Source organism: Roseococcus sp. SYP-B2431 (assembly GCF_004336745.1).
Lineage (GTDB): Bacteria > Pseudomonadota > Alphaproteobacteria > Acetobacterales > Acetobacteraceae > Roseococcus.
This window is the reverse complement of record NZ_SJXD01000026.1, coordinates 421,937-438,311: the sequence shown is the minus strand read 5'-3', so window position 1 is coordinate 438,311 and position 16,375 is coordinate 421,937. Positions and strand designations below refer to the sequence as shown.

19 protein-coding genes are annotated in these 16,375 nt (G+C 72.7%); 18 read left to right on the top strand and 1 reads right to left on the bottom strand.

The features are described from left to right. The 5 genes from EJV46_RS16495 to scpB all read left to right on the top strand — a co-directional run. Positions 1-324: SPOR domain-containing protein (locus EJV46_RS16495; protein ID WP_240782598.1), on the top strand; the 324-nt coding region annotated here is incomplete at its 5' end. A 7-nt stretch (positions 325-331) separates the two neighbouring features. After that, a complete protein-coding gene (nagZ, locus tag EJV46_RS16490; protein WP_131549769.1) occupies positions 332-1,255 on the top strand; it encodes a beta-N-acetylhexosaminidase in 924 nt (307 codons plus the stop codon). Positions 1,256-1,268: 13 nt separating this feature from the next. Next, a complete protein-coding gene (locus EJV46_RS16485) occupies positions 1,269-1,964 on the top strand; it encodes a site-2 protease family protein (protein WP_240782597.1) in 696 nt (231 codons plus the stop codon). Continuing rightward, a complete protein-coding gene (locus EJV46_RS16480) occupies positions 1,961-2,740 on the top strand; it encodes a ScpA family protein (protein WP_131549767.1) in 780 nt (259 codons plus the stop codon). Before EJV46_RS16485 ends, EJV46_RS16480 begins: the two co-directional genes overlap by 4 nt. Then, complete coding sequence (gene scpB / locus EJV46_RS16475) at positions 2,730-3,386, top strand: SMC-Scp complex subunit ScpB (protein ID WP_131549766.1); 657 nt, start codon at positions 2,730-2,732, stop codon at positions 3,384-3,386. Before EJV46_RS16480 ends, scpB begins: the two co-directional genes overlap by 11 nt. A gap of 3 nt (positions 3,387-3,389) precedes the next feature. Here the strand turns inward: scpB and EJV46_RS16470 are convergent, their stop codons facing one another. Then, a complete protein-coding gene (locus EJV46_RS16470) occupies positions 3,390-4,679 on the bottom strand; it encodes a caspase family protein (RefSeq protein ID WP_165585585.1) in 1,290 nt (429 codons plus the stop codon). Between the two features lie 91 nt (positions 4,680-4,770). On the opposite strand from EJV46_RS16470, the gene EJV46_RS16465 reads away from it, so the two are divergent. The 13 genes from EJV46_RS16465 to soxA all read left to right on the top strand — a co-directional run bounded on the left by EJV46_RS16465 (position 4,771) and on the right by soxA (position 16,342). After that, positions 4,771-5,799, top strand: a complete 1,029-nt coding sequence (locus EJV46_RS16465) for an ABC transporter ATP-binding protein (RefSeq protein ID WP_131549764.1) — start codon at positions 4,771-4,773, stop codon at positions 5,797-5,799. Between the two features lie 136 nt (positions 5,800-5,935). Continuing rightward, a complete protein-coding gene (tatB, locus tag EJV46_RS23480; protein WP_131549763.1) occupies positions 5,936-6,553 on the top strand; it encodes a Sec-independent protein translocase protein TatB in 618 nt (205 codons plus the stop codon). A gap of 53 nt (positions 6,554-6,606) precedes the next feature. After that, entirely contained in the window at positions 6,607-7,356 is a 750-nt protein-coding gene (gene tatC / locus EJV46_RS16455; RefSeq protein ID WP_131549804.1) for a twin-arginine translocase subunit TatC, read from the top strand. Between the two features lie 147 nt (positions 7,357-7,503). Then, on the top strand, positions 7,504-8,772 hold the full coding sequence (gene serS, locus EJV46_RS16450) for a serine--tRNA ligase (RefSeq protein ID WP_131549762.1): 1,269 nt from the start codon (positions 7,504-7,506) through the stop codon (positions 8,770-8,772). Positions 8,773-8,851: 79 nt separating this feature from the next. After that, positions 8,852-10,072 carry an MFS transporter gene (locus EJV46_RS16445; RefSeq protein WP_240782596.1) on the top strand — a complete coding sequence of 407 codons (1,221 nt, stop codon included), beginning with the start codon at positions 8,852-8,854 and terminating at the stop codon, positions 10,070-10,072. A gap of 139 nt (positions 10,073-10,211) precedes the next feature. Beyond that, complete coding sequence (locus EJV46_RS16440; RefSeq protein WP_131549761.1) at positions 10,212-10,673, top strand: (2Fe-2S)-binding protein; 462 nt, start codon at positions 10,212-10,214, stop codon at positions 10,671-10,673. A gap of 11 nt (positions 10,674-10,684) precedes the next feature. Beyond that, complete coding sequence (locus tag EJV46_RS16435) at positions 10,685-12,916, top strand: xanthine dehydrogenase family protein molybdopterin-binding subunit (RefSeq protein ID WP_206020843.1); 2,232 nt, start codon at positions 10,685-10,687, stop codon at positions 12,914-12,916. 5 nt (positions 12,917-12,921) lie between these two features. After that, positions 12,922-13,194 carry a c-type cytochrome gene (locus tag EJV46_RS16430; protein WP_131549760.1) on the top strand — a complete coding sequence of 91 codons (273 nt, stop codon included), beginning with the start codon at positions 12,922-12,924 and terminating at the stop codon, positions 13,192-13,194. Further along, positions 13,191-14,426, top strand: coding sequence for an NAD(P)/FAD-dependent oxidoreductase (locus EJV46_RS16425; RefSeq protein WP_240782595.1), 1,236 nt, complete (start codon positions 13,191-13,193; stop codon positions 14,424-14,426). Before EJV46_RS16430 ends, EJV46_RS16425 begins: the two co-directional genes overlap by 4 nt. After that, positions 14,413-14,832 carry a sulfur oxidation c-type cytochrome SoxX gene (soxX, locus tag EJV46_RS16420; RefSeq protein WP_131549759.1) on the top strand — a complete coding sequence of 140 codons (420 nt, stop codon included), beginning with the start codon at positions 14,413-14,415 and terminating at the stop codon, positions 14,830-14,832. Before EJV46_RS16425 ends, soxX begins: the two co-directional genes overlap by 14 nt. Continuing rightward, complete coding sequence (locus tag EJV46_RS16415; RefSeq protein ID WP_131549758.1) at positions 14,829-15,266, top strand: SoxY-related AACIE arm protein; 438 nt, start codon at positions 14,829-14,831, stop codon at positions 15,264-15,266. The genes soxX and EJV46_RS16415 overlap by 4 nt, the downstream gene beginning before the upstream one ends. A 3-nt stretch (positions 15,267-15,269) precedes the next feature. Further along, complete coding sequence (locus EJV46_RS16410; RefSeq protein ID WP_131549757.1) at positions 15,270-15,593, top strand: thiosulfate oxidation carrier complex protein SoxZ; 324 nt, start codon at positions 15,270-15,272, stop codon at positions 15,591-15,593. Beyond that, positions 15,590-16,342: a sulfur oxidation c-type cytochrome SoxA gene (soxA, locus tag EJV46_RS16405; protein WP_240782594.1), complete on the top strand. Its 753-nt coding sequence runs from the start codon at positions 15,590-15,592 to the stop codon at positions 16,340-16,342. Before EJV46_RS16410 ends, soxA begins: the two co-directional genes overlap by 4 nt. Positions 16,343-16,375: the final 33 nt, after the last annotated feature.

Genomic DNA, 16,375 nt, shown 5'->3' with positions numbered 1-16,375 from the left:
GCCGCGTCGGCGGCCCCGGCTCCGCGCGCCGCGGCGCCGCCGGCCCAGGCCGCGCGTCCCGCGGCGCCTGCCGCCGGAGGGCGGGCGATGATCCAGCTCGCCGCCGCCGGCACCGAGGAGGGCGCCCGCGCCGATTGGGCCAGGCTGCAGCGCCGCGCGCCGGAGCTGGCCGGGCGTTCGCCGGTCATCACCAAGCTGGAGCGCGAGGGGCAGCCCACGCTGTGGCGGCTGCGCACGGGCGGCTTCGCCGACCAGGCCGCCGCCCGCGCCTTCTGCGCCCAGCTGCGCGAGAAGAGCGTGAACTGCATTCCGGTGGCCGGCTAGCGAGCCCATGCGCGCCGCCATCATTGGCATCTCGGGACTTCGGCTGACGCTCGAGGAGGCGGCGCTGCTGCGCCGCCACCGGCCGATGGGGGCGATCCTCTTCGCGCGCAACGTGGCGGATCCGGACCAGCTCCGGGCCCTGACCGCCGAGCTGCGCGAGGTGCTGGGCGCGGCGGCGCCGATCCTGGTGGACCAGGAGGGCGGCCGCGTCGCCCGGCTCAAGCCGCCGCACTGGCCGAAGCACCCGCCCGCCGCCACCTTCGAGAACGGCCCCGCCGGGGCCGCGCGGGCCGAGGCGGCGGCGATCGGCGCCGAATGCGCGGCGGTCGGGCTGGACGTTGTCTGCGCGCCCTTGCTCGACCTGCGGCTGCCGGGCATGCACCAGGTGATCGGCGACCGCGCCTTCTCGGCCGATCCGGCGGAGGTCGCGCGGCTCGGCGCCGCCTGGATCGCGGGGCTGCGCGACGGCGGGGCGCTGCCGGTCATCAAGCATATCCCCGGCCATGGCCGCGCCATGATGGACAGCCACGAGGCGCTGCCCGTGGTGGAGGCCTCGCGCGAGGAGCTGGCGCTCGATTTCGCGCCCTTCCGCGCCCTGGCCGCGGACGATCTCTGGGCGATGACGGCCCATATCCTCTACCCGGCGCTGGACCCGGAGCGCTGCGCCACGCTCTCGCCCACCGTCATCGACGGCGTGATTCGCGGCGAGATCGGCTTCGGCGGCTTCCTCGTCTCCGACGACCTGGGCATGAAGGCGCTGAAGGGGGATTTCGGCCAGCTGACCCAGGCCGTCATGGCCGCCGGCTGCGACGCGGCCCTGCATTGCTCGGGCGTGCTCGCCGAGACCGCCGCCGTGCTGGAGGCCTGCCCGCCGCTTACCGATGCGGCCCGCGATCGCCTTGCGCTCTCCCGCGCCGGCGTGCCGGCCTGACGCCATGATGGACATGCTGCCGGAGCTCCTGGCCGCGGTGCTGGCCAGCGTCATCGCCATCACCCTGCACGAGGCGGCGCATGGCTATGCCGCCCTCTGGCTCGGCGATCCGACGGCCAAGCTGATGGGCCGGCTCTCGCTCAACCCGATCCGGCACGTGGACCCGATCGGGACGCTGCTGATCCCCGGCGTCCTGCTCGTCTCGCAGCTCCTGACCATCGGCCGCGTCGACATGATGTTCGGCTGGGCCAAGCCCGTGCCGGTGGATGTCCGCAACCTGCGCAACCCGCGCAGCGGCATGATGTGGGTCGCGGCCGCCGGGCCGGTCATGAACTTCTGCCTGGCCTTCGTCGCTGCCCTGCTGGTGCATCCGGCGGGGCTGATGGCCGGCTTTCTCTCGGCCGACTCGATGGCCGTGGTCTACCGCTTCCTGGGTCTGTCGATCCTCGTGAACCTGGTGCTCGGCCTGTTCAACCTTCTTCCCATTCCGCCCCTGGATGGGGGCCGCATCGTCGTGGGCCTGCTGCCCTACCGGGCGGCCATGGCCTATGCGCAGCTCGAGCGCTACGGGCTGATGCTGGTGATCGGCCTTCTCTTCCTGCTGCCCATGGCGGTGCCGGCCTTCCAGCCCATGGACGCCTTCCTCGACTGGATCGTGCGCCCGGCCTTCGGCTTCGTGCTGCGCGCGGCGGGGCACGGCGCCGTATGAGCGCGGCCGTGGTCAGCGGGCAGGCCGAGAGCCTCGTCCTGGACCTCGAGGGCTTCCAGGGGCCGCTGGACGTGCTGCTGGAGCTCGCCCGGGCCCAGAAGGTGGACATCCGCCAGATCTCGGTCCTGGCCCTGGCCGACCAGTTCCTCGCCATCGTCGAGGGCGCGCGGCGGGTCCGGCTCGAGCTGGCGGCGGAATGGCTGGTCATGGCCGCCTGGCTCGCCTGGCTGAAGTCGCGCCTGCTGCTGCCGGAGGAGGAGCGCGGGCCGGAGGAGGAGGATCCCATCCTGGCCGCCAACCGCCTCACCGAGCGGCTGGCCGAGCTGGACCGGATGCGCGCCGCCGCCGCCTGGCTGGGCGGCCGGGCCCAGCTGGGGCGCGAGACCTTCGCCCGGGGCGCGCCGGAATCGCTGCGCGTCGAGGACCGGACGGGGCTGGTGGCGGATCTCACGAGCCTGCTGCGCGCCTATGCCACGGCCCGCCGGCGCGGCGCGGCCGACCGGCCCTTCACGCCCAGGCCGCGCAAGCTCTGGTCGGTGGCGGAAGCCCTGACCCGGCTCCAGGCGTTGATCGGCAGCGCCCCTGGCTGGAGCACGCTCGCCACCTTCCTGCCGGAGGGGATGCTGTCGCCGCTCGACCGGCGCGCCGCGCTGGCGAGCACCCTGATCGCGGCGCTCGAGGCCGCCCGGCATGGCGGGATCGAGCTGCGGCAGGAGGCGGTCTTCGCGCCCATCCTGCTGCGGAAAACCGAGGGAGACCTTCGACATGTCGCCTGAAGACACCCCTGAAGACATCAATGCCGCGCCGGAGCCCGCGACCCCGGAGCCCATGCGCCCCGAACAGGCCGACTTCGACCGCGGCCTGCGCATCGCCGAGGCCCTGATCTTCGCCTCCGACCGGCCGGTCCCGGCCCTGCGAGTGCAGATGGCGCTGCCGGAGGGGGTGGAGGCCGGGGCCGTGCTGACGGCGCTGGCCGCGCAGACGGCCGGCCGCGCGGTGGAGCTGGTCGAGGTCGGCGGCGGCTGGGCCTTCCGGACGGCGCTGGACCTGGCGCCGGCCATCACCCGCGTGGTCGAGGTGCCGCGGCGCCTGCCGCGCGCGGCCATGGAGGCGCTGTCGATCGTGGCCTATCACCAGCCGGTGACGCGGGCGGAGATCGAGGAGATCCGCGGCGCGGCGCTGGCGCAGACCACGCTGGACGCGCTGCTCGACGCGGGCCTCGTGACCTCGCGCGGGCGGAAGGAGACGCCGGGGCGGCCGACCCTCTGGGGGACGACGCCGAAGTTCCTGGACCAGTTCGGGCTGAAGTCGCTGGGGGAACTGCCGCGGAAGGAGGAGCTGGTCTCCAACGACCTCGCGGTGGTGGAGCTGCAGGGCGAGCCGACCGGGGCGCCGCCGCTGATCGAGGATCACGCGGCGTGATCCTCAGTCGAGGCGTATGCGCCTGAAGCTGTTTGTGAAGGCCCGCCCTCTCGTGTTGGTGCCGGCTGTCAGGCTCCAGCCGGAGGCCAGGTCGAATTCCGAGACGTTGAAGGCACTGGAAAGATCGACCTTCGACCCGTTCAGTGTCGCGGAGCGCCGCCACCATCCCGGCATATGGTCGTAGGGGGTGCTCGTATGGGCCGCCAGGATGACGACCCTGGTCAGCTGCTCGTTCACGCTGACGACCACGACCACCTGCTGCCCGCCCCCGCTGTGCCAGCTTCCCACCAGCGCGGCGCGCGGGTCGCCCTCCGGGTACTGCCGTACCGCGATGCCGCTCGGCAGCGGAATGCGGGCGGCTCGCGCATAGGCGTAGGCGTTCGGAATCTCGCGGAACCGGCCGGCCGGGGCGAGCGCGCTTGGGGCGGGGGCGGCCTGAACCGCCGGCCTGGGCGGCGCTGACTGGGGCCGCGGCGAGGGGACGGCGGCCGGGACCGGGGCTGGCGCCGGCTCCAGCTCCGTGCGGTTCGGCCGCGGGACGGGCGCGTGCCCGGGCGTCCGCAGGATGACGTCCCGCGTCAGCGACGAGGTATCCCAGGGAATCTGCTGACCGTCAGTCGCCTCCAGCACCATGCGCCGGACCCGGGTGAGGACCTGCCGGATCTCGAGGCCGGGCGTGCCGATATGCTCCAGCATCGCGTCGGTGAAGGGGCTCGTGAGCCCGCGCCCGTCCAGCGCGACGCTTCCCGGAGCCGTGGCGAAGCCGATCAGGACACCGTGGTCCGCGTCGTTCACGCGGGCGAGGCCGGCGGGCCTCCGGTCCCGACCTTGCTCGAAGGGATCGTTCCGGCAGGCATCCAGCAGCAGGATGCGCGACGTGGCCCGGCCCATGGCGGAGACGCACTCGGCCAACCCCACCAGCGGTGCCGTCGGCGCTGCGGGATGGAGCACCGCATCCACGGGCACCAGCCAGTTCACCCCGTCGAGCTGAAGGGCATGGCCCGAATAATGCAGGAGGGCGGCTTCGGCGCTGGCCGCCTGCCGGAAGCGCGCGAGGGCTGCGAGAAGGTCGTTCCTGGTGGCGTCCAGGAGCAGCTCCACGCGGAAATCGAGCCGGGACAGCAGGGCGGCCATTCCCCGCGCGTCGCGGCGCGGATTGTTGAGCGGCTGGATGGAGCGGTAGCCGGCATTGCCGACGACCAGCGCGATGCGTCCGCTTGCCTGAGCCCATGACGGGCGCAGCGGCGCGAGGCCCGAGCCTGCGAGGAGCGTTCGGCGGGAAACGGCCGGCATTCCGCAAGCTTCGGGCGCGTCCCGCGATGTGTCCAGAAATATAACCAAAGCGACAGGTTGACTTGACAGCCCGGCCGAGCGTGATGCCGCCATGAGCCTGCGCCTCACCGACATCCGCCACGCCTTCGGCCCGCGCGAGATCCTGCGCGGCGTCAGCCTGGAGGTCGCGCGCGGCGAGATCCTCTGCCTCCTCGGCCCCTCGGGCGACGGCAAGACCACGCTGCTGCGCCTCGTCGCCGGGCTGGAACCGCTGCAGCACGGCCGCATCGAGCTGGACGGCGCCCCCCTGGCGGTGCCGGGCCGCGAGGTGCCGCCCGAGGACCGGCATGTCGGCTTCGTCTTCCAGGACTACGCGCTGTTTCCCCATCTGACGGTGGGCGGCAACGTCGCCTTCGGCCTGCGCCGCGTCCCGCGCGCGGAGCGCGGCACCCGCGTCGCCGAGGCGCTGGAGCGGGTCGGCCTCGCCGGCCATGTGGAGTCCTGGCCGCACCAGCTCTCCGGCGGGCAGCAGCAGCGCGTGGCCCTGGCCCGCGCCCTGGCGCCCCGGCCCCGGGTCCTGCTGCTCGACGAGGCCTTCGCCAGCCTCGACACCCGCCTGCGCGAGCAGGTGCGCGACGACACCCTCCGCGTCCTCCAGCAGGCGGACATCCCGGCCCTCATCGTCACCCATGACGCCGAGGAGGCCATGTTCATGGCCGACCGGATCGCCCTGATCCGCGAGGGCAGGGTGGCCCAGCTCGGCACGCCGGAGGAGCTCTACCTCCGGCCGGCCGATCCCTTCGTCGCCGGCTTCCTGGGCGAGGTGAACCGGCTGCCGGCCCACGTCGGGAACGGCGCCGCCGTCAGCGCCCTGGGCGCCGTCCCCGCCCGCGGCCTGCCCGACGGCCCGGCCGAGCTGCTGCTGCGCCCGGAGGGCATCCGCATCCTTCCGGCCGGCGAGGGCACGCCCGCCGAGGTGCAGTCCTGCCGGCTGCTGGGCGCCCACCACCGGGCCTGGCTCACGGTGGACGGCGCGCTCCAGCTCCATGCGCGCCTGCCGCCCGGCCTCCGGCTGATCCGCGGCCAGCGCGTCGGCCTGGCGCTGGACCCCGAGCGCGCCTTCGCCTTTCCGGCGGGCTGAGCTCCCCGCCCGCGATTTGGGCGCGTGAGGGTGCAACGGGCGCCCCAAGCGCCTAAGTAGAACTGGCGCACATTGGCGGCGCGTTCCGGCCCTGGTATCCAGGGCGGATCACGTCTGTATCCGCATTGGGGATGGAATGCTCGACCTCGCCTGGTCCGAGATCATGTTGGTCGCCGTCGTGGCGCTGGTGGTGATCGGTCCGAAGGACCTGCCCAGCGCGATCCGCGGCATTGCGGACCTCGTGAAGAAGGGGAAGAAGCAGCTTGCCCAGTTCCAGCAGCAGGCGGACGAGCTGGTGCGCGAGGCCAAGCTGGAGGACGTGCGGAACCAGATCGCCGACGTGAAGGGCGCGATCAACGAGATCCGCAGCTTCGACCTGAAGGGCCATATCGAGAAGACCGTCGATTCCGATGGCACGCTGGCCAAGACCTTCAACGACAGCCCCGTCAGCGCGACGCCGGCCTGGACGCCGCCGCCGACCGCCGCCGACACGCCGGACGCGCCGGCGATGATCCCGCCGCAGACCATGGCTCCCTACAAGCCGCCCGAGCCCGAGCCGCAGCCCGAGGCGCCCTCCTTCCTGCCGCCCTCGACCCCGGCGCCGCCCAACCCGATCAGGCCCGAGCCGGCCGTCTCCGCCGTGCCGGCGCCGGCGCCCGCCGAGCAGCTGACGGCGGCGCCGATCGAGCACGCGCCCGCCAGCCCAACTCCCGCCGCGGCGCCCGCTTCCGCCGACGCGGCCAAGATCGTCTGAGGCCCCCCGTGTCCACCACCGCCGAAGACGACGATCCCATCAACGACAAGCCCATGCCGTTGATCGACCATCTGATGGAGCTGCGCCGGCGGCTTCTCTGGTCGGTCCTCGCCTTCGGCCTCGCCTTCGCGGTCTGCTACTACTTCTCGGCGCAGATCTACGGCTTCCTGGCGCAGCCGCTCGCCCGCATCCTGCAGGAGCAGGGCGGCGGCGACCGGCGGATGATCTTCACCGCGCTCTACGAGGCCTTCTTCACCTATCTGAAGGTGGCCTTCTTCGGCGCCGTGTTCTTCTCCTTCCCGATCTGGGCGACGCAGCTCTGGCTCTTCATCGCGCCCGGCCTCTACCGCTCCGAGAAGCGGGCGGTGACGCCCTTCCTGGTCGCCTCGCCGATCCTGTTCCTGCTGGGCGCGGCGCTGGCCTACTACTTCATCTTCCCGCTGGCCTGGCACTTCTTCATCAGCTTCGAGACGCCGCCCGGGCAGGGGGGCGTGCCGATCCAGCTGGAGGCCAAGGTCAGCGAGTACCTCTCGCTGGTCATGCACATGATCCTGGCCTTCGGCATCGCCTTCCAGATGCCGGTGGCGCTGGTGCTGCTGTGCCGCGTGGGCATCCTGAGCGTGGCGGGCCTGCGCAAGGGCCGTCGCTACGCGATCGTGGGCATGTTCGTGCTGGCCGCGATCATCACGCCCCCGGACGTGATCAGCCAGATCGGCCTGGCCGTGCCGCTGATCCTGCTCTACGAGATTTCGATCCTCTTCGCGCTCTGGGTGGTGCCGAAGCCGCTGGAGGACACCAAGTGAGCCCCGTCGCCCCGGGCCTTCACGGCCGATCGTGACCCTCCCCGTCATGATCTGAGGCGGCCGGCCGGACAGGGCTGGCCAGGGTCTTACATTGACGGGCTGCCGAAGCTGCCATAACGGCGCAGCCCTCTGGATCGGTGACCGAACATGCATGACATCCGAGTGGTCCGCGCCGATGCGGCCGGTTTCGACGCGGCCATGGCGCGACGCGGGGTGGAGCCCCAGGCGGCCGGAATCCTGGCGCTGGACGAGGCACGGCGCGCCGCCATCGCCCTGACCGAGGGCGCCCAGGCCCGGCGCAATGCCCTTTCCCGCGAGATCGGCGCCGCCATGAAGCGCGGCGACAGGGACGAGGCGGAGCGCCTCAAGGCGGAGGTGGCCGCGGCGGTGGCCGCCGCCGAGGGGGCCGAGGTCGAGGCCAAGGAGGCCGCGGTCGCCGAGGCGCTCTCCGTCCTGCCCAACCTCCTCGACCCCGAGGTGCCGGAGGGCCGCGACGAGAACGACAACGTGGTCGTCCGCCAGCATGGCGAGCCCGCCCGCCCGAACTTCGAGGCCAAGCAGCATTTCGAGCTGGGCGAGGCGCTCGGCCTCATGGACTTCGCCGCCGCGACCAAGATTTCCGGCAGCCGCTTCGTGGTGCTGAAGGGCGCACTGGCGCGGCTGGAGCGGGCGCTCGGACAATGGATGCTGACGCTGCACACGGATCAGCACGGCTACAGCGAGACCTCGGTCCCCAACCTTGTGAACGCGGCCACCATGTTCGGCACCGGCCAGCTCCCGAAGTTCGAGGAGGACCTCTTCAAGACGACGGACGGCCGCTACCTGATCCCGACCGCCGAGGTGCCGCTGACCAACCTCGCCCGCGACGAGATTCTGGCCGAGGCGGTCCTGCCGCTGCGCTTCACCGCGCTCTCGCCGAGCTTCCGCAGCGAGGCCGGCAGCGCGGGCCGCGACACGCGCGGCATGCTGCGGCAGCACCAGTTCAGCAAGGTGGAGCTGGTCTCGATCACGAGGCCCGAGGAGAGCGACGCCGAGCACGAGCGCATGACGGAATGCGCCGAGGCCGTGCTGACCGCGCTCGGCCTGACCTGGCGCCGCGTCTTCCTCTGCGCGGGGGATACGGGCTTCTCGGCCGCGCGCACCTACGACCTGGAGGTCTGGCTGCCCGGCCAGCAGGCCTGGCGCGAGATTTCCTCCTGCTCCAACTGCCGCGAATTCCAGGCGCGGCGGATGAAGGCGCGCTATCGCCGCGGCAAGGACAATGTGCTGGTCCACACGCTGAACGGCTCGGGCGTGGCCGTGGGCCGCGCGCTCATCGCGGTCATGGAGACGCATCAGCAGGAGGATGGCGGCATCCTCGTGCCCGAGGTGCTGCGGCCCTGGATGGGGATGGAGCGGATTCCCGCCCGGATGTAGCGGCGCCTCGCCTGCCGGGGCGGGCTGACTTCCTTCCCCGGCGTGCCTAGGATGGATCGTAAATCAAGCGGAACGTCCCGTGAGCACCCATCAGCCCGCCCTCCAGGCCCCGGCCTCCCCCTTGGCCCAGCCCAGCGGCACCACCTTCGCGGTCATCCTCTCGCTCAGCTTCTGCCACCTGCTGAACGACATGATGCAGTCGCTGGTGCCGGCCCTCTACCCGATCCTGAAGGAGTCCTACGCGCTGGACTTCGCCCAGATCGGGCTGATCACGCTCGCCTTCCAGGTCACCGCTTCGCTGCTCCAGCCGCTGGTCGGCATCTACACCGACAAGCGGCCCATGCCCTATTCGCTGCCGATCGGCATGAGCTCGACCCTGGTCGGCCTGCTGCTGATGGCGCATGCGAATTCCTACACGGTGATCCTGCTGGCGGCGGCGCTGATCGGCGTGGGCTCCTCGGTCTTTCATCCGGAGGCGTCGCGCGTCGCGCGGCTGGCCTCGGGCGGCCGCTACGGGCTGGCGCAGTCGCTGTTCCAGGTGGGCGGCAACACCGGCTCGGCGATCGGGCCGCTGCTGGCCGCCTTCGTGGTGGTGCCGCATGGACAGGCGAGCCTCGTCTGGTTCTCGGCCGCGGCCCTCCTCGGCATGCTGATCCTGCTGCAGGTGGGGCACTGGTACGCCCGCAACCGGGTGGCGCGCGCCCCGGCGCGCAAGGCGGGCGCGGCCGCGGGGCACGGGCTCTCGCGCGGGCAGGTGGCGCTGGCGGTCCTGGTGCTGATCGCGCTGCTCTTCTCGAAGAACGTCTATACGGCCAGCCTCAGCTCCTATTTCACCTTCTACCTGATCGAGCGCTTCGAGGTCTCCGTGCAGGCCGCGCAGGTCATCCTCTTCGTCTTCCTCGGCTCGCTGGCCGTGGGCCTCATGATTGGCGGCATCCTGGGCGACCGGGTGGGCCGGCTGCCCATCATCTGGTTCTCCATCCTGGGCGCGCTGCCCTTCACCCTGGCGCTGCCCTTCGCGAACCTGTTCTGGACGGTGGTCCTGGCGGTGACGATCGGGCTCGTCATGTCCTCGGCCTTCGCGGCGATCCTGGTCTATGCGCAGGAGCTGCTGCCGGGGCGGGTGGGCCTCGTGGCCGGCATGTTCTTCGGCCTCTCCTTCGGCCTGGGCGGCCTCGGCGCGGCGGCGCTGGGCGAGCTGGCGGACCGGACCAGCATCTCCACCGTCTACATGGTCTGTGCCTTCCTCCCCTTGCTCGGGCTGCTGACGGTGTTCCTGCCGAAGCTGTCCGAGCGGTAGGGGGACATCCGGGCCAGGCCCGCGCCCTCGTGATTTGATTGTTCCGCCGCCTCCTCGCCTGATAGGCTCGGGAACAAGCCTCGGCATCGGATCCGGGCAGCCGCGCCGCGAGGGCGCGCGCAGGGAACAGGAGGGACGGATGGCGAAGCTCAACGTCAATGGACAGGTCGTCGAGGTCCAGGCCGAGGACGACACGCCGCTGCTCTGGGCGCTGCGCGAGCAGCTCGGCCTGACCGGGACCAAATACGGCTGCGGCATCGCGCAATGCGGCGCCTGCACCGTGCATGTGGACGGCGTCGCCGCGCGCGCCTGCGCCATGCCAGTCTCGGCCTTCGACGAGACCCAGAGGATCGTCACCATCGAGGGGCTCTCGCCGGACGCCAGCCATCCGATCCAGCAGGCCTGGCTCGCGCTCGACGTGCCGCAATGCGGCTTCTGCCAGCCGGGGATGATCATGGCCGCCGCCGCGCTGCTCGCCGCGACGCCGCGCCCGACCGAGGCGCAGATCCGCGAGGAGGTCACGAACATCTGCCGCTGCGGCACCTTCAACCGGGTCATCGCGGGCATCCAGCGCGCGGCCGGCCCGGCCACGGCCGGTTGAGGGAGGAAGCCATGAACGCCATCAGCCGGCCCGGGAACCCCAGCCGCCGCCACCTCCTCGCCAGCGCCTCCGCGGCGCTCGGCGCCTTCACCCTCGGCTTCCGCATCCCGCTGCCGGGCGAGGCCGCGGCCCAGACGGGCGCCCCGGCTTCCGCTCCGGCCGCCGCGCCGACCTCGGCCGAAGTGAATGCCTGGGTCGTGGTGAAGCCCGACGACACGATCGTGATCCGCATCGCCCGCTCCGAGATGGGGCAGGGGACGCTCACCGGCCTCGCCCAGCTCGTGGCCGAGGAGCTGGAATGCGACTGGGCCAAGGTCACCACCGAATACCCGACGCCGGGCCAGAACCTCGCGCGCGGCCGGGTCTGGGGCAACATGTCCACCGGCGGCAGCCGCGGCATCCGCGAGAGCCAGGACTATGTCCGCAAGGGCGGCGCGGCCGCGCGCATGATGCTCGTGCAGGCGGCGGCGAACGCGTGGTCCGTGCCGGCCGGAGAGTGCCGGGCGGCGGCCAGCATCGTCACCCACATGCCCAGCGGCCGGACCACCACCTTCGGCCGCGTGGCCGAGGCGGCCGGACGGCTGCCGGTGCCCACCGACGTCCCGCTGAAGAACCCGGCGGACTGGAAAGTCGCCGGCCAGCCGGTCCTGCGGCTCGACACCGCGGCCAAGCTCAACGGCAGCCAGGTCTACGGAATGGACCTGCAATTGCCGGGCATGCTGAACGCCGCGATCCATGCCTGCCCGGTCTTCGGCGGCAAGGTGCGCAGCGTGGATTCCGCCGCCGCCGAGGCCATGCCCGGCGTGAAGCGCGTGCTGCGCGTGGGGGACAATGCCGTCGCCGTCGTGGCCGACACCTGGTGGCGGGCCAAGACGGCGCTCGACGCGGTCAACATCACCTGGGACGAGGGCGAGCACGCCGCCGCCTCCTCCGCCGGCTTCGCGGAGGTGCTGAGATCGGCGCTGGATGCGCCCCAGGCGGCCGTGGGCAACCGGGCGGGGGATGCGGCAGCCGCCATCGCCGCGGCCCCCCGCAAGGTCGAGGCCGTCTATTCCTACCCGCACCAGAACCACGCCTGCATGGAGGTGATGAACGCCACCGCCGTCTGGACGCCCGAGCGCTGCGAGGTCTGGACGCCCACCCAGAACGGCGAGGCGGCGCATGCCGTCGCCGCCGAGGCCTCCGGCCTGCCGCCCGCGCGCTGCGAGGTCCACAAGTTCCACCTTGGCGGCGGCTTCGGCCGGCGCGCCGCCGTGCATGACTGGGTGCGCCAGGCGGTGGAGATCGCGAAGCAGATGCCCGGCACGCCGGTGAAGCTCGTCTGGACGCGCGAGGAGGACATGCTGCAGGGCCGGTTCCACCCGATCACCATGTGCAGGATGACGGCGGGGCTGGGTGCGCAGGGCAACCTGGCCGGGCTTCACATGCGCCTCGCCGGCCAGTCGATCATCGCCGGCATGTTCCCGCAGAACATCCGCGACGGCCGCGATCCGCTGGTCTTCCAGGGGCTGAACGCCAGCAGCAACGAGGCCGATATCGGCTACACCATCCCGAATCTGCTGATCGACCACGCCATGCGCAACCCGCATGTGCCGCCGGGCTTCTGGCGCGGGGTGAACCTGAACCAGAACACGATCTATCTCGAGTGCTTCCTGGACGAGCTGGCCCATGCCGCGGGGAAGGATCCGCTGGAGTTCCGCCGGGCCCTGATGGCGAACCATCCGAAGCACCTGGCCGTGCTCAATGCCGTCGCCGAGCGCGCGGGCTGGGGCACGCCGGCGGCGCCGGTGGACGGGCAGCCGGTCTTCCGCGGCCTGTCGCAGACCCATGGCTTCGGCAGCTACGTCGCGGCCTGCGCCGAGGTCTCGGTGAGCGAGGCGGGGGTGCTGAAGATCCACCGCATCGTCGCGGCCACCGACCCCGGCCATGCCGTAAACCCGCAGCAGATCGCGGCGCAGGTGGAGGGCTCGTTCGTCTATGGGCTTTCGGCCGCGCTCTACGGCGAGTGCACGGTGAAGGACGGCCGCATCGAGCAGACCAACTTCGACAGCTACCAGGTGCTGCGGATGGACGAGATGCCGAAGGTCGAGACCATCGTCCTGCCGACCGGCGGCTTCTGGGGCGGGGTGGGCGAGCCGACCATCGCGGTGGCCGCGCCGGCCGTGCTCAACGCGATCTTCGCGGCGACCGGCAAGCGCGTGCGCGACCTGCCGCTGAAGAATACGAGCCTGCGCCGGACGTGACGGCGATGGCGCCGCGCCTGGCGCTGTCGCTGCTGCTGCAGGCCATGCCGGCCTTCGCCGGGGAGGCCCCGCCGGGCGCCTCCTCCTGCCTCGGCTGCCATTCGCCGGCCCGGGCCGATGGGGCGATCCCCTCGCTGCGCGGGCGTGATCCGGCGGAGGTCGCGGCGCTGCTGCGCGCCTATCGCGACGGCACGGCGCCCGCGACGGTGATGGACCGCCTCGCGCGGGGCTTCAGCGAGGCCGAGAGCCGCGCCATCGCCGCCTGGGTGGTGCGGTGAGGGTCGCGCGGCGCGCGCTGGCGGGGCTGTTCGCGGCGCCCGCTCTGGCGCAGGCGGCCCCGGTCGTCGTGGTGGTCGGCGGCGGCTTCGGCGGGGCGAGCTGCGCGCGGGCGCTGCGGCGGAACGGCCTCGCGGTCACGCTGGTCGAGCCGCATGCCACCTACACGGCCTGCCCCTTCAGCAACACCGTCATCGCCGGGCTGCGGCCCATGGAGCGCCAGCGCTTCGGCTACGGGGCGCTGCGCGATCAGGGCATCGGCGTCGCGCATCAGGCCGCCACGGGCGTCGACGCCACCGCGCGCCGCGTGACGCTGGCCGATGGAAGCGTGCTGCCCTACGACCGCCTGGTCCTCTCGCCCGGCATCGCGCTGCGCTTCGACGCGCTCGCCGGCTATGACGAGGCCGCGGCCGAGGTGATGCCGCATGCCTGGCACGCTGGCGCCCAGACCGAATTGCTGCGCGCGCGGCTGGAGGCGATGGAGGATGGCGGCACCGTCGTCCTGACCGTGCCCGCGAATCCCTATCGCTGCCCGCCCGGCCCCTATGAGCGCGCCAGCCTGGTCGCGCATTACCTCCGGACGCGGAAGCCGCGCTCCAAGCTGCTGGTGCTCGACGCCAAGGACGCCTTCTCCAAGCAGCGGCTCTTCGAGGCGGCCTGGGCCGCGCTCTACCCCGGGCTGCTGGAATACGTGCCGCTCTCGGGCGGCGGCCGCGTGACGGGCGTGAACCTCGCCGCGCGCGAGGTCGTGACGGAATTCGGCAACCATGCGGGCGACGTGGTGAACGTGATCCCGCCGCAGCGCGCCGGCGACATCGCCCGGATCGCGGGGACGGCCGACCGTTCCGGCTGGTGCCCGGTGGACCCGGCCAGCTTCGAATCCCGGCTGGTGCCGAATGTCCATGTGATCGGCGACGCCTGCATCGCCGGGGCCATGCCGAAATCGGCCTTCGCCGCGAATGCCCAGGCGCGGGTCTGCGCCGATGCCATCACCCGCCTGCTGCGCGGCGCGCCGGTGCCCGAGCCACGCCTGCTCAACACCTGCTACAGCCTCGTCGGCCCCGGCTACGGCATCTCCGTGGCCGGGGTGTACCGGGCGGTCGAGGGCGTGCTGGCCGATAGCCCCGGCGCCGGCGGCATCAGCCCTCTCGACGCGCCGCCCGCCTTCCGCGAGGCCGAGGCTCTCTACGCGGAGGACTGGTTCGCGACGATCACCGCCGATGCCTTCGGCTAGGTCTCTCGCCGTGCTGCTGGCGGCGGCCTTTCCGGCCGTGGCGCAGGAGGCCGCTCCGCTCACGGCACAGCCGGGCGACCCGGCGCGCGGCCGCGCCATCGTCGCCGACCGGCAGCGCGGGTTGTGCCTGCTGTGCCACCCCGCGCCCATGCCGGAGGAGCGGTTCCAGGGGAACCTGGCCCCCGACCTCGCCGGCGCCGGCAGCCGATGGACGGAGGGACAGCTCCGCCTCCGCCTCATGGACAGCCGCCGCTTGAATCCGGACAGCATCATGCCCTCCTACCACCGCAGCGAAGGGCTGCACCGGGTCGCCCCCGCTTTCCAGGGACGCACGGTCCTGGGCGCGCAGGAGATCGAGGACGTGGTGGCCTATCTGACGACCCTGCGCGAGGAGCCGCCGCGATGATCGCGCCCCGCCGCCTGCTGCTCGCCGCCCCCGCGCTGCTGCTCCTGCCGCGCGGCGCCGACGCCTCGGCCGAGGCGATGGCCGAGGCCGTGCGCGGCTTCACGGATGGCGCCGAGGTCCGGCCCGGCCGGGTGGCGATGGACATCTCGCCGCTCGTCGAGAACGGCAACGCCGTGCCGCTCTCGGTCATCGTGGACAGCCCGATGACCGAGGCGGACCATGTCCGCGCCATCGCGGTCTTCAACGAGCGCAACCCGCAGCCGCATGTCATCACGGTGCGCCTCGGCCCTCGCTCCGGCCGCGCGATCCTGGCCACGCATATCCGCCTCGCCACCTCGCAGAACCTGCTGGCCGTGGCGCAGCTCTCGGACGGCAGCTTCTGGTCGGATCGCGCGCAGGTGGTCGTCACCCTCGCGGCCTGCGTGGAGGGCTGAGCCATGGCGCGCGTCCTGCTCAACATCCCCCGCAGCGCCCGGCCCGGCGAGGTCGTCACCATCCGCACGCTCATCCAGCACGGCATGGAGACGGGCTACCGTCCCGGCGCCGACGGCGAGGTGCTGCCGCGCGACATCCTCCGCCGCTTCACCGCCACTTACGACGGCGCCGAGGTCTTCGCCGCCGAGCTCTCGCCCGCCATCGCCGCCAATCCCTTCCTGTCCTTCGCCCTCGTCGCGACGCGCACCGCACCGCTGGTGCTGCGCTGGCAGGGCGACAACGGCTTCGACCAGACCGAGACGCGCGAGATCACGGTGGCGCCGTGAGGCGCGCGCTGGCGCTGCTGGCCGCGCTCGCCTTGCCCGCCGCCGCGCAGGAGCGGCGCTCCGGCTTCGAGGAGATGTCGCGCGAAAGCCAGGCCATGCAGCGGGACGACACCGCCAATCCCGGCATGCTCTGGGTGCTGGAGGGCGAGGCGCTGTGGAACCGGCCGGACGGCGCGTCCGGGCGATCCTGCGCCAGCTGCCACGGGAAGGCCGAGGTCAGCATGCGCGGCGTCGCCGCCCGTTACCCGGCCTGGGACGAGGCCAGCGGCGCGCCGATCGACCTGGCTGGCCGCATCCGGCAGAGCCGCGAGTCCCGCCAGGGCGCCCCGGCCCTGGCGCGCGAGAGCGAGGGCCTGCTGGCGCTCGCGGCCTATGTCGCGCACCAGTCGCGCGGCGAGCCGATCCGCCCGCCGGACGATGCGCGGCTGGACTCGGCCCGCGCGCGGGGGCGGGCGCTCTATGCGGAGCGGCGCGGCCAGCTCGACCTCTCCTGCGCGCAGTGCCACGACGACAACGCCGGCCGCCGGCTGGCCGGCAGCGTGATCCCGCAGGGCCACCCGACCGGATACCCGCTCTACCGGCTCGAATGGCAGTCGCTGGGCTCGCTGCAGCGGCGGCTGCGCGGCTGCATGACGGGCGCGCGCGCCGAGCCCTATGCCTATGGCGCGGCGGAATATGTGGAGATCGAGCTGTATCTGGCGCAGCGGGCCGCGGGCATGGCGGTCGAGACGCCGGCGGTGCGGCCGTGAAGCGGAAGCACCAGGGCCGCCGGGCGCCGTCGT

What these genes read in the sequence shown, in the direction of transcription:
- nagZ (WP_131549769.1), top strand. Translation starts at nt 332, where the DNA reads ATGCGCGCCGCCATCATTGGCATCTCGGGACTTCGGCTGACGCTCGAG.
- EJV46_RS16485 (WP_240782597.1), top strand. Translation starts at nt 1,269, where the DNA reads ATGCTGCCGGAGCTCCTGGCCGCGGTGCTGGCCAGCGTCATCGCCATC.
- EJV46_RS16480 (WP_131549767.1), top strand. Translation starts at nt 1,961, where the DNA reads ATGAGCGCGGCCGTGGTCAGCGGGCAGGCCGAGAGCCTCGTCCTGGAC.
- scpB (WP_131549766.1), top strand. Translation starts at nt 2,730, where the DNA reads ATGTCGCCTGAAGACACCCCTGAAGACATCAATGCCGCGCCGGAGCCC.
- EJV46_RS16470 (WP_165585585.1), bottom strand. Translation starts at nt 4,679, where the DNA reads ATGCCGGCCGTTTCCCGCCGAACGCTCCTCGCAGGCTCGGGCCTCGCG.
- EJV46_RS16465 (WP_131549764.1), top strand. Translation starts at nt 4,771, where the DNA reads ATGAGCCTGCGCCTCACCGACATCCGCCACGCCTTCGGCCCGCGCGAG.
- tatB (WP_131549763.1), top strand. Translation starts at nt 5,936, where the DNA reads ATGCTCGACCTCGCCTGGTCCGAGATCATGTTGGTCGCCGTCGTGGCG.
- tatC (WP_131549804.1), top strand. Translation starts at nt 6,607, where the DNA reads ATGCCGTTGATCGACCATCTGATGGAGCTGCGCCGGCGGCTTCTCTGG.
- serS (WP_131549762.1), top strand. Translation starts at nt 7,504, where the DNA reads ATGCATGACATCCGAGTGGTCCGCGCCGATGCGGCCGGTTTCGACGCG.
- EJV46_RS16440 (WP_131549761.1), top strand. Translation starts at nt 10,212, where the DNA reads ATGGCGAAGCTCAACGTCAATGGACAGGTCGTCGAGGTCCAGGCCGAG.
- EJV46_RS16435 (WP_206020843.1), top strand. Translation starts at nt 10,685, where the DNA reads ATGAACGCCATCAGCCGGCCCGGGAACCCCAGCCGCCGCCACCTCCTC.
- EJV46_RS16430 (WP_131549760.1), top strand. Translation starts at nt 12,922, where the DNA reads ATGGCGCCGCGCCTGGCGCTGTCGCTGCTGCTGCAGGCCATGCCGGCC.
- soxX (WP_131549759.1), top strand. Translation starts at nt 14,413, where the DNA reads ATGCCTTCGGCTAGGTCTCTCGCCGTGCTGCTGGCGGCGGCCTTTCCG.
- EJV46_RS16415 (WP_131549758.1), top strand. Translation starts at nt 14,829, where the DNA reads ATGATCGCGCCCCGCCGCCTGCTGCTCGCCGCCCCCGCGCTGCTGCTC.
- EJV46_RS16410 (WP_131549757.1), top strand. Translation starts at nt 15,270, where the DNA reads ATGGCGCGCGTCCTGCTCAACATCCCCCGCAGCGCCCGGCCCGGCGAG.